The following is a 12,576-nucleotide window of genomic DNA, read 5'->3' on the forward strand; positions in this document are numbered from 1 at the left end:
ATGCAATTGTCAGGTTATGGGAACCCTCGGCTCCGCTTCAATCAAATTAAACCTGGATCGTTCCCAATTTGACAGCGATCTAAAAAAGTTACAGCAGCAGGATGCGGGATCTGTTGCTCTCAAGCTCGACACTAAGGGTTTTGAGCAGCAACTCAAGGGACTGCGATCGCAACTAAAACCAATATCAATCGCCGTTGAACTCGACACAACAAAATTCAACGAGCAAATCAAAAAGCTTGCGATCAGCATCGACCCCATCAAAGTTGACTTAGCGCCCAACGTTAAGGATTTTCAGGAGAAGCTAAAGCGACTTGGGCGAATTAGTCCGATTGACGTTGAGGTTCGGGTTGATAAAGCAGCAGTCAAGAAAGAGTTTGTAGAGATTGGTAAGTATGCTGCTGATGGGTTTGCCCAAGGATTCACCGGGGCTGAGGATGCGGGTAAATCTGCCGTTGATTCAATGGTGAAGTCGGTTAAGTCCCAACTGGGGATTCAATCGCCGTCGAGAGTTTTTAGGGAGATTGGTAGATATTCTGCCGAGGGATTACTGGAAGGATTGCGCCCTGATAAAGGCAAGATCCGCAGTATTGTCAATTCAATTGAGGCAGAGTTTAAGTTCAACTCCATACTGGTTGACTTGGAGCCAGACTTAGTTAGATTTCAAAAAAAGCTGAGATCGCTCAAAGCATCAGTTGACTTAAATCCTGATTTCGGGGATATCTCCAAGGCGGTTGAGAAGGGAGTCAGAGGAGCATCCAGCAAAAATATATTCACAACCTTAACTGGGGGACTATTCAAGACGATCGCGGGCATTGGTACTGGGCTATTGGGTGTAGTGTTATCGCCCTTGAAAAGTGCTGCTGGCGCTGCTATTACTGTCTTTACTGGTGCCGGATTGAAGCTGGGGGAAGAACTCAGCACTGGCATCACAACTGGCATCAAAACATCAATCAAAGACGCACTAAGCAACACTATTGGTAGTGGTAGTGTTGTGGGTGAGGCATTAGGGGAAGCGATCGCTTCTGGATTGGGTACAGCCATCAAATCCCGATTCCCGAACGCCCTCAAGCAAGCAACTCAAGTAACTAAAGAAATTCTAGGAGAGGACAAGGTAACTGCTGCGGGGGCTGCCAGCCGCGCCAAAGCTCAGGCATCTCAGAACCAACAGCGCGAAGTAGCTGTTACTCAGCTGCAAAAAGAATTTCAAAAAAGTGTAGCCAAGGGCGAAGGTGCAAGGGCAAGACAACTTAAAGGAGAGATTGATGCTGCTGCCCCTGGACTCGCTGCCGATACCCAAAGTTTTACAGCAGAGTACGCGGCAGAGCAAAAACGCTTGCAAGAAGCTGCCGCAAGATTCCGCGTTATTTTAACTCCAGAAAGACTCATTAAAAAGCGGGTCAAAGAATACGAGGCACAAGTCAAAAAATACGAGCAAGCGATCGCCCAACTCGAACAACAGGGCAACAAACAGCAAGCGGCTCAACTTCGCCAAGTTTTATCTCAACTCCAAGCGCCCAACACAGACCCCAGTAAAATTTCCGAACAAGAGCTGCGTTTTCAACAAACTGCTCAACTAAGCAAAATTCAAAACCAGTTTGTCGCCCGCAACCTGCAACAGCGTTTTGGGGCGAGGGCAACAGACTTGCAACAAAGAAAAGCCGAACTCGCACCGAAAATTCAAGAATACGACTCCATCACTGGACGAATTGGCGGAATTGCTAGGGGATTGGAGGTGTTAGGCGCTGACCCAATACCACAAGAAACAAAACCTGTCGCCAAATCTCGTCCGACCCAACCCCAGTTATACAGAAATATTTTTCAAGAAGTTCTGGGACTATCTGGAGTTGGCAATGTCGATCCGAGTCTAATTCCTAAATTAGCTATCTCAGGCAAGTTACGAGCCGGTGCATTCGGAACCTACGATCCCGCTCGCAACCAAATCGATGTTTCCAAGGAAGCCTACGAACTCATCCAAAAAGGTAAACTGGACGCTCAAGCAATTGAGACATTAGTGCATGAGGTTCGCCACGCCTTGCAGTTCGATTTCGGTAGGGCCGATGTAGCAACAGGTAAAGCCGCAATTCCATTGCTATCCCCGAACGCTCAAGAAACACGGCAATTAGGCAGAAGAATCGAGCAAAGCGTGGAAGTTCAATCGCCCGAATTGCAGCCTATTTCTCGCAAATTAGAAGCCGATGCCTATGTATTTGCTTCGCGCAATTCCAAAGGTGTGGCTCAGAAGTTGCAAAAAGAATCGGCGATTGGCGATTTTGAAAAAGCTTTTGGGATTGGCGGATCTAAGGCAGAATTACTAATTAAGCGATCGCAAACCGAAGCCACCAAGCGACTCTTAAAAATTGGTGAATTTGCCAAGCAATATGGATTGGATTTGCAGCATGAAATGGGTTCTATTGCTGTCGAATTAGAGCAGATTGCTAGCTCAATTGCTCCGCTGCTCTCCAAAGCTTCTGGGCTAGAAGGATTATCTACCCAAGAAATAGAACAAATTCAACAAAGTCTAGAGTCTGCGTTAACTGAAATTATCAATTCTATTGGCGCAACTCCTGAAAAATTAAAAGCGATCGTCGTTGCTAAAACTCAGCAGCCCAAAGCCCAAGAGCCAACACCCGAACTCGAAGCAAATCTTAGCCGACTTAACGCTAAAGATATCCGTGCATTATCCAAAGAGTTGGGAGTGCCGACGTACAACAAACAAGCCAAAAAGAACTTTACCAAGCCCGAATTAATTCAAAATCTTTTAGGCAGCGTTGACCTACAAAAATTAGAGGCAGCCCTGCCCAGTGTCGGCAAACCATCGCCAGAAGTCTTGGTTCAAGCCAAGGAATTGGTAAAAATTCCTCGCAGTTTGCTGCAACTGGAACTCGAAGCGGAGCGAATGCAGATTAAAGAAGCATTTGCCCAAGCTAAGACCAATGGCGATGCCAGCGCACTCAAGCGGGTATTGGATGACATTCATAAATCTCAAGAATTAGTTACCCAAGCCCTAGCTCAAGATATCGACGCAGATATCAAGGCAGAACTAGAAGGGTTTCGCCTCAATTTGAGCAAGCAAAAATATAAAACTAAAGGCGAACTAGGTAAACTTAATCTTCAGCAAAAACAATCCTCACGAACTCGCGTCCCATCCGTCTCTCAAATGGCAGGTGGCAATAGTTTTGAGTCTCTCGCATCATTTGAAGATGCAGAAAACGCTCTTGCTGCGGCTAGAGCGCAATTATTCAAATTCATTTCTCAAGCGAAAAACGGCAAACAGAATTCCTCAGCTTATGGTGATTTTTACACAAGGCAAACAGCTAAGCCATTGGCAGCGATGGAGGCTCAAGCCAAAGCTCAAGAAAAGTCGGCGAAAGGTGCAGCTGCCCAGACCCAAAAAGAACTAGAAGCAGCCAAGCGTTTATTAGAGCAAGCCCAAGCCCAACAAAAAGTTATTGCCGAAGTTAACGCCAAACTAAGCGACTTAGAAGATGTTAATTCCTACGATCCATCAGTTAGTGCCGACGTTGCGATCGCTGACGCCAATAAAAATAAAAATAGGCGGGATAACACATTTAAAGAAATCCGCTCTGCACCGCTACAATTTCTACAGCAACGCTCCAAAAATGCCACTATTCAAAAGGCAAGATACATCACTGAAAATGCTGAAGGCATTGCCAATTTAGTCGGCGCAAAGTTAGGTGACAACCCAACCGCACAGCAAACCAAGACGCTTATTGGACTTCAAAATGCATTCGGGACTTTAGGAGAAGCCGCAACTAAATTCGGACAAAAACAATCTAAAAATAATTTTAAAGAACTAGATACCGCAGTTAAAGAATTAGAGAAAAGCCTGCGACAACTAGGAATACCATTTACCTTAATTAACCAAGAAATAGATGCTTACGTCAGCAAACTAAAAACTTTACAGGGGCAAGGCAAGATTGATGTCGAAGTGGATGTTGAATCTCTTGCTCCTGAAAAATTTAGTTTCATAGATAATATATTAAGCAAATTTTCAGGATTGGAAGTTAGAGGAATTAAGGCGATCGCGGGACTTGTCAAAGGGTTTTTATCCTTTGGGGCGATTACTTTTGTCCAACAATTTTTTACTAATCTCGCCAAGGATGCTTTCGGGGCATTTGTCGAACTTGACAGACTTAAAACTGCCCTCAATTTCGCTAGTGGTGGCTCAATTGGTGGCGCTCAAAATTTAGCCTTTGTACGCAAGACCGTTGAAGACCTCAAAGTTCCTCTGAAGGCTTCCACAGAAGGATTTGTGCAACTTGCTGCCGCTGCCAAGGGTTCAACTCTGGAGGGCAAGCAATCCCGCGAATTGTTTTTAGGTATCTCTCAAGCCAGCACTGTATTGAGTCTCAGTGCCGATCAAACCCAAGGCGCGATTCTGGCTCTCTCGCAGATGATTTCCAAAGGGAAGGTATCGGCTGAAGAATTACGGTGTTACGATTCCAACACAGAGGTACTGACATCTAGAGGATGGGTTCGTTGGGACGAAGTAAGCGATCGCGATTTGTTCGCTTCTCAGAATTTAGAGACTGGAGAAATCGAGTTTCAGTTGCCAACTCGGACAATCAGGTATCGCTACACTGGCTTGATGCTTCGCGTCAATTCACCTGATGTTGACTTACTTGTTACTCCCGACCACCGGATGGTTGTGAGAGGTGCCAACGATACTAATTTCAAGATAGTCAAGGCGAAGGACTTAGAACTCCAACCATATTTTTATTTGGCTGGACTTGATAGTAGTACACAAGTGTTAGTAGAGCCATCAAGTCTAGAATGGGTTGAATTCGATGATGAAGTATTTTGCGTAGAGGTTCCATTTACTACGCTTTACGTTCGCAGATCGGGTAAAACCTGTTGGTCTGGTAACTCGCAACTTGGCGAACGCTTGCCGGGTGCGATGGGGATTGCAGCGCGGGCAATGGGCGTTACAGAGGCAGAATTCCAAAAGCTTTTAGACTCTGGGAGCATATTGTCACAAGATTTCTTGCCTCGCTTCGGTGCCCAGCTAAGGCTAGAATTTGGCGATGCCGCGAAAGATGCGGCGGGTAATGCTCAATCAGCAATCTTTGACCTGCAAAACTCATTCTTGAGCTTGCAACAGGGCATTGGTGAGGGAGTATCACCAGCTGCTACAGCTGGGTTGAGCGGGTTATCAGCAATCTTGAAGGGTGTAGCTTCTGTCTCTAAGGAATTGGGATTTATCCTTTTAGCGGTCACAGCAACACTCTCACTGAAAATGGTGGGAGCATTGCAAGCTGTGATTGCCCAACTAATTGCCACCAAGCTAGCTACTGGCACGCTAGGCGGTGGTATGGCGAACTTAGCCCAGACCATTAACAATTCTTTCTCTGTCAAGTTGTCTGCTGGTATTTTTGCGGTTTTGGAGATTGTCAATCTCCTAAATCAGGCGGTTAACACCGAATTAGTTAAGTCTTTCGACGAAGCAGCCAAAGCCGCAATTAGAGCAGCCGATGCTTCCGACGCAGCCTTTAAAAAAGGAAAGGATGGCAAACCAAAGCAAGTAGAAACAGCCCCAGAAGCCAGTAGTGGCCCTGGCAAATTTGCTGATGACTTTTTAATCAATCCACTTAAGTCTGTTGGACAGCAACTAAAAAGCAATCCTGTAGCTGCATTCTTGCCAGGTGGGGCAAAGGCTTTGGATGCCGCAAGTAAGCTCAAAACCTTTGGAGAGTACGAGAAAGGCGACATTACAAAAAACGTAGGCAATCAAGTATCCGCAGGTAACAAACTTATTGCTAACGCTAATCTACGAATTACTCAACTGCAAAAAGGCACTGGAGATGGCTCAAGCCTTCCTAATATTGATGCCCAGCTTCAAGCAGCAGAGCAGCAAAGGCAGATTCTACAAGCTCGAATGAAGCGCGAGTTTGTTGATAAAGGCTTAACTGTACCATTTCAATTAAAGCTAGATCTGGAGACCCAAAATAAGAATATTTCCGACCTTAACGATAAACGTGCAAGTATTTCCAAGCCCTTCACTGACGATTTGAATCGCTTAAATCAAGCGATCAACTTTACTAAGAGCCAAATAGAGGCTTTGTCTACAGAAAAAGGCATTAAAGCAGTAGGAGGTGACAAGGCTGCGGATAGCCTCAAGGCTCAATACGAAGATCTGCTGCCTAGACTAAAAAAAGCTAAAGCTCAACAAGAAGAAACTCTCGCCTCATTCCGAATCGATCCAGTAAGAGCATTTACTCAAGCATTACGTGAGCTAAATCTAGCACTGGCAGAGAGTCAGGAGAAGAATAGAGAAAATCTTTCACAACGCAAACTAGCTAATTCTAGAGAAGCGATCGCTGGATTCTCTACCGATAAACTCGCATCCAAAAAACTCACCTTCAAGAATGCTGATGCTGAATACAATGCGGCTCAAATTGACGAAGCGAATTTAGCTGCATCCGTCAAAAGTTATGAAGAGGCAGCATCGAAACCCGATTTTCAAGCCACCTTAAAACGACTTGGGCTGACACCGGATTCTAGTGTTGCCAAAATTGACGATACCCTCAAAAATACAAGTGATGAAGCCGATAAAGGGATATTAGAAAAGCTAAAAGCTGGACGCGAATCTAAAGCAAAATTCACCGAAGCCCAAGCATCTACTGTTGATGCCAAAGCAAAACGGGATCAAGTCATCCAAGATACTTCGCTGTATCTACTAGAAGATTCTGCTGCCAAGGAACGCGCTGCTATTCAAAAGACTGAAAATGATAAAATCTCTTTCCTCAAAGGCGCTCAGGCGGTTAGGCTCCTCAGTGAGGAAGTAGTCAGCGAACAAATTGCTAGAGTTCAACTTAGTAGCTCTCAGTCGCAGAAAAAGAGCTACTTAGACCAGTTAACTACCCTCCGCGCCTATCACGAGCAAGGCAAGATATCTGCTGAGAAATTCACCGAACGCCAACGCGATTTGTCTGTTGAATTAACTTCTGTAGAGCGCCAAGAAGCTGAGAACAGATTAGCCGTGCAGCAGGCGGTCACAGCACGCAGGCTCAAGGATATCGAGCTTATTAACAAGAAAGCTGAAGCCGCGATCGCCACAAAACAAGCTGACAGCACCCGCACCGCAAAAGAGAAATTTTTATCAAGTGGTTTAACGCCACAAGCTCAAGACCAATTTGCCCTGGAACAAACCAGCATTGATGCTACTTCTGCAAGCGATCGCGTTAATTTGATCAAAAACAAAATCGCTCAAAACAAGCAGCTGTATAAAGAGGGATTGCGCGATGCTAGAGACTTCACAGCAGAACAATACGCACTCAACCAAGAACTTGCACAAGCTAACTTGGTGGTAGTCGATCAGAAAATAGCTGCTGAGGAGAAATACCGCGAGACTGTAGAGCATAATATTCAACGGATAATGCAAGCCGAGGAAAATCGCTTCAAGTCGCTGGTTTCTCAGATAGACTTTCAAAAAGCCTCGCTTGACCTCTACAACCAAAGTCTAGAGCGTACCGGGAAGCTCGAAGAAAGCCGCTACAACTTAGCCAAGGCTTTAACCGACGCTGCTGTCGCCCCACTCGAAACCAAGCGCGACAACGCCAATAGAGCTTTAGATTTAAGCCGCAAACTCAAGGACGAAAATCTCGATCCTGGCGTTCGTCGTGAAGTTAATTCTCAGTTGAATGCTCTGGGTTTTGGCAACAACGAACTGGATATTTTAGCCAAACGCAGTCAAATTGAGGATGAGATTGCTGCCAAGAAGCTGGAAGCATTGAAGCTAGAACAGGAGTACCAAAGGAAGTCCCTAGCGCTTGATTTGCAACGCCAGAAGATTGCTGCTGAAACTGCTGTCTACGATGCCCAATCTGCCCAGCTAGCGGCTGCTAAATCTAAATTGGAAGCAGAAGGGGCATTGCGGATTGCTCAAATCAAAAAAGATCCGACCGCCATTAAATCAGCCGAAGTGGGGCTGGAAATAGCAGGACGTGAAATCGAACTGAGTGACAAGAGGCTAGATAATGCGATCGCCAATCTGAATATCCAAGACGAACTCACAAAGAACGCCACGCTGGCGCAGGAGTTAAACCGGCGCAGCGCCATAGACCAACAGCTAGCAGCAGATTCATCCTCTAAGCAAGCGTCGGCACTGGAGAAGGCTGAAGCGATGGCTCCCAAGGAAGCAGGAGGACAGGGGGACAGGGGGACAGGGGGAATTGAGGATAAAGGTTCTCGCCGTCGCCGAGTCGGAAGAATTGGCGAAACCTTCGTGCGAAATGGGCGGACTATCAAGGACGGGGTGGATGTTACCAATTACCAGTATGATGAATCGCTAAACCGCGCCCAAAGCAACATTTCAGCATCAGACTTACAGTTACCCAAAAAAATTGAGATTAACCAGTTACCAGAACTAAGCCGCAAGCCGGGAGAGAATTTATTTGAGGCTTACCAACGGCACAATGAACTGAGTTTGAAAGGCAAAGGTGCTGATATGCCGCCGACTGATATGGTTACAAGCTTTCTCAACAAGGCAGGTATTCAAGTCAGCGATTCTGGCTACAGCCAGTTTGCGGAGTCCTTAAAGATGGCGAACCAAGGGATTGAAAAGCAGTTGGCGACTTTAAACGATCGCATCTTACAACTTGCCAATACACCGCGATCTCTTAGTGTCTCCACCGCCAACCCTGTGGATGATGCGGCGAAATTGATGAGCGATTTATCAAGGGGTCAGGTTGTGGGGGCGGGTTTGTAAGCTTATGAAAAACTTTTCATAAGGATAGACTTAGATATCCTAAGATTAATGAACAGGAATCTTTATTTTTCGTTTTAAATTTGTAGCTTATTAAAAACGTGAGGTTATACCAAATTTAGGTAATCTATGACACGCCGCCAGTATCTTAACCCACCAATACAAGAAGCGGTCTGTGAGTTTCGCTTTGCCCCAAGCCGAGCCTGGAATTTTACAATACCTAGTTTATTTTATGAAAAGATAAAAGATTTTTACACAGGTGAACCACAACAACAGGCTTTTATAGCGACCGAATTCCAAGTCAGTCCCCAGTTTCTAAACCCTGAATTTACGGTAAGACCGGGCTGGACTAAACTTCTGTTCCCCTCTGCGGATGCTAACAAATTAGTGGCTGTAGGACAGGATCTGGCCAGCGTCCACGCCTTACGTCCTTATGAGGGGTGGGAGGGGTTCAAACAAAGAATTGACCGGGCATTTGATGTCTACGTAGACGTTGCTAAACCTGTTGGCGTAACGCGTATTGCTCTTCGTTACATAAATCAAATAGCTATTCCAACTAACGTGGAAATTGAGCTTAGTGATTATTTCACTATATATCCTCAACTTCCAGCGGATGGTGTTCCAAGTAGGATATCAGCATTCTTAACGCGAACTGAATTAATCTATGAAGATATACCAATAAGGCTAGTATTAAATTTATCAGATGCTATATCACCTCCTGAAAAAGCTGGACAAGTTGCAATTGTCCTTGATTTGGAAATTTCTCAAGAATGGGTAGAAAAACCTCTACCTCTAGAAGAGGCACTTTCGACTTTATATGAATTAAGACAAAGAGAAGGGCAAGCCTTTGAGAGTTTAATTACTGACCGCACAAGGGAGTTGTTCGATGTCAAGTAAAGCCGCCTATTACATAAAAGATGATCGTCGTAATTCAGAGACAGCAGCGCTATCTCAGATACGTAGCAAATTAACTCAACTTCCGCCTTCTCAATCAGCAGAAGACTTGCAAAGTGCATCAATTGGGCAAAACTCCAATCTTGTTATTCTTGCGGCAGACAAAACATCAACTGTGGGGAGTTGGAAATATCAGCCTAAGATGGTTGCTTTTTCAGTTAAAAGAGCCAAAGCTATCTCTGAGCAAGCTGAAAATCATGCAGTTCTGGAACTTTCAAACTGGAGCTATTCACCAATTCACAAAACTTACAGAAGAATTGCTGAATTAGGAGCCGACAATGAAACTTATAAATACACCATACAATGGTTAGACAAACTCCGTGACGTTGTTACTGCTAACCAAATGTGGTGGTGCGAGCCATTAGTAAATCTAGGTATCGACTCAGAAATAGTTTTTGAATGGTGGCACGAAAGTAAAAAGTTAACTGTTTGTATTCTGGGAAATACCGCAGAATACATCAAAGTTTGGGGGACTGACATTGACAACGAAATGGAAAACGGCTCGGCGACATTACCCGCTGAACTTACAGATTTATGGAAGTGGTTGGATCGTGAAGATTTAGAAGATGAGCCTAGATTGCATCGTGATGATAAATTTTCTGTTGCCCATAAGCCAGAAGTTTTATTCTCAAAACCCATTGAGCTTGAGACTACAGGTTTACCACTTTGGAAGCCCCATATAGCAATCGATCGTCGCATGATTGAGACTGAAGATGACTGAAGCTTGGTACGAACTCGTAAAAGCAAACACCAAGTTGACGCAGGGAGATATAATTTTTAACTGCCCTATACTCACCTGGAAGCCAAAGATCCCGCAGGTGCAAAAGACACAAACAGAAATTGAAGTACTGAAAGGGGCTGTTGATGCTATCCAGGCTGATGTTGTGGTCATGTCTCAAGCTTGCGACTTAGAAAATGGAAAAGTTAGCAACGTTATTTTATGTCCTCACCTTTCTCTTTGCGCCTATCGAAAAGATTGGGAAGAGGCAATGAAGGCAGGTGGGCAAAATCCTACGGAAAAAGCATGGAAAAGACTTTGTGATGATATCCGTGATGGATATATGTGGAACTTAACCATGTTAAACAATGGTGCGATTAAAAATGAAGCCATTGGAGAGATGGATATAGAACATCGAATTGTTGATTTCCACGATGTTTATACGATTCCACGCAATTTTCTTGAGTCTGTTCTTGAGCAAAGAGCGCGTCCAAGATTACGCTTGCTGCCACCGTATCGCGAGCATTTGTCACAAGCTTTTGCTCGCTTCTTTATGCGTGTTGGACTTCCAGTTGCCGCTTCTAAAGCTTGGTAAGCATCTTGCGATCGCCTCACAAAATCGTTACCTCTGTCATGTGGATAACTTGTGGATAATTTCAGTTTCTTGAAGAGCGATGCCTACGGCGGTAAACTACGCCCTGCTTGAGGCTCATGAAAAATTTTTCAGGTTTGCGAAATTATTTTGGACTCCGAACTGGGGGGCGATCGCCAAAAATTGCCCCTCGTCGTTCTAGGTCGCGTTTCATATAATCTGTGAGTCCTGGATTACTACCAAATAAAGCATCTACAACATTCGCATTGCTCAGATCGGCATCACTCAGTTTTGCATTTCTCAAATCGGCATTGCTCAGATCGGCATCACTCAGTTTTGCATTTCTCAAGTCAGTATTGTTTAGATCGGCACCGCTCAGATTGGCGCTACTTAGAGTAGTGCTGCTCAGATTGGCATCTCTCAATCTGGCATGGTTTAGGTCGAAACTACTCAGGTCGGTATGGTTGAGGTTGGCACGACTCAGGTCGGCACGGCTCAGGTTGATACCAATCAGCTTGGCATAACTCAGGTCGGCATCGCTGAGGTTGGCATGACTCAGGTTGGCACTCCTGAGGTCGGCACGACTCAGGTTGGCACGACTTAGGTTGACGTAACTTAGCTTGGTATAACTCAGGTTGGCACCGCTGAGGTTGGCACGACTCAGGTCGGCACTCCTGAGGTCGGCACCGCTAAGGTAAGCACGACTCAGGTTGGCACTGCTGAGGTTGGCAAAGCTCTGGTTGGCAACGATGACGTAGGGAAGGCTCTGCTTGGCACGGCTCTGCTTGGCACGAGTCAAGCTTTTCAGAATCCGAAAAGCACCACCTAAATTGCCACGAATCAGATTTGCAAAAACTAAATTGAGTCCAATTGGATTACTGCGAAAACTCAAGTTTTGGCTTTGAGAATCTGTTTTAGAGATTGCAAGTCTCTTTTGTTCGCTCCAAGCGACAAATACAATACCTAAGCAAACACTCAAGCCAGCTACAAAACCCGATGGATTACCTCCTGTTAGCAGCAGCATTACTAGAAAACCAGCACCAACTTGAGCCGTTTGTTTAATTAACGAACTCAGTCCTGCTTTGGCATCATCAAAATTGATATTCTTGGGGTTTTCCAGAGTCATGTTTACTTTGTACCGTTTTTTAAATCCTTCAAATCTGCCCAGAAACGACCAATTATTCGGCCCGCAATCACGATCCACAGCATGAAGTCTGATGCCACTATGATAAAGCAGGCATACCGTGAAGCACCTAAAGCATTTTCTTGAAGACAAACGCCGAAGTCAGAAAAACTTTTACCTAAAATAAATTGTCCAAGCAATTCTGGGATTCTGAGTAGAACAGCAAGGGCGATCGCATCCTGGATAGACAGATAAACAGTTTTCCAGTAATCCCCCATCAAGCTGTGTCCTATCGAATTCATAGGCTCCCAAATGCTTTTCAGGATTCGCTCTGTGCGCTTACCTGCTTTTGTCTGCATCTGCACGGGTTGTTGAGCAGGAGTCTGTACAGGTGGTGAAACTGACTGAGGAGTTTGAGGAGGCTGGGGGTTTTGTGGTTGAGTCATCCGAAGATAGCACGAGTG

6 protein-coding genes are annotated in these 12,576 nt (G+C 45.1%); 4 read left to right on the top strand and 2 right to left on the bottom strand.

Translation table 11 applies throughout. The features are described from left to right. Window positions 1-16: 16 nt before the first annotated feature. From NSTC745_RS31610 to NSTC745_RS31625, 4 genes are all read left to right on the top strand, one after another. Window positions 17-8,728, top strand: coding sequence for a tape measure protein (locus NSTC745_RS31610; protein WP_445634544.1), 8,712 nt, complete (start codon window positions 17-19; stop codon window positions 8,726-8,728). Window positions 8,729-8,854: 126 nt separating this feature from the next. Further along, window positions 8,855-9,622 carry a TIGR04255 family protein gene (locus tag NSTC745_RS31615; RefSeq protein WP_445634545.1) on the top strand — a complete coding sequence of 256 codons (768 nt, stop codon included), beginning with the start codon at window positions 8,855-8,857 and terminating at the stop codon, window positions 9,620-9,622. Next, complete coding sequence (locus tag NSTC745_RS31620; RefSeq protein WP_445634546.1) at window positions 9,612-10,400, top strand: hypothetical protein; 789 nt, start codon at window positions 9,612-9,614, stop codon at window positions 10,398-10,400. The genes NSTC745_RS31615 and NSTC745_RS31620 overlap by 11 nt, the downstream gene beginning before the upstream one ends. Further along, on the top strand, window positions 10,393-10,992 hold the full coding sequence (locus tag NSTC745_RS31625) for a hypothetical protein (RefSeq protein ID WP_445634547.1): 600 nt from the start codon (window positions 10,393-10,395) through the stop codon (window positions 10,990-10,992). Before NSTC745_RS31620 ends, NSTC745_RS31625 begins: the two co-directional genes overlap by 8 nt. 142 nt (window positions 10,993-11,134) lie before the next feature. Here the strand turns inward: NSTC745_RS31625 and NSTC745_RS31630 are convergent, their stop codons facing one another. Both NSTC745_RS31630 and NSTC745_RS31635 read right to left on the bottom strand, forming a co-directional pair. After that, window positions 11,135-12,115, bottom strand: a complete 981-nt coding sequence (locus NSTC745_RS31630; RefSeq protein ID WP_445634548.1) for a pentapeptide repeat-containing protein — start codon at window positions 12,113-12,115, stop codon at window positions 11,135-11,137. 2 nt (window positions 12,116-12,117) lie between these two features. Next, the gene (locus NSTC745_RS31635) at window positions 12,118-12,558 is read right to left on the bottom strand and encodes a hypothetical protein (protein ID WP_445634549.1); all 441 of its coding nucleotides are present in this window, start codon (window positions 12,556-12,558) and stop codon (window positions 12,118-12,120) included. Window positions 12,559-12,576 lie beyond the last annotated feature (18 nt).

This window comes from Nostoc sp. DSM 114161, assembly GCF_052692665.1.

Coding starts and splice junctions, on each gene's coding strand:
- NSTC745_RS31610 (WP_445634544.1), top strand. CDS start 17: ATGGGAACCCTCGGCTCCGCTTCAATCAAATTAAACCTGGATCGTTCC.
- NSTC745_RS31615 (WP_445634545.1), top strand. CDS start 8,855: ATGACACGCCGCCAGTATCTTAACCCACCAATACAAGAAGCGGTCTGT.
- NSTC745_RS31620 (WP_445634546.1), top strand. CDS start 9,612: ATGTCAAGTAAAGCCGCCTATTACATAAAAGATGATCGTCGTAATTCA.
- NSTC745_RS31625 (WP_445634547.1), top strand. CDS start 10,393: ATGACTGAAGCTTGGTACGAACTCGTAAAAGCAAACACCAAGTTGACG.
- NSTC745_RS31630 (WP_445634548.1), bottom strand. CDS start 12,115: ATGACTCTGGAAAACCCCAAGAATATCAATTTTGATGATGCCAAAGCA.
- NSTC745_RS31635 (WP_445634549.1), bottom strand. CDS start 12,558: ATGACTCAACCACAAAACCCCCAGCCTCCTCAAACTCCTCAGTCAGTT.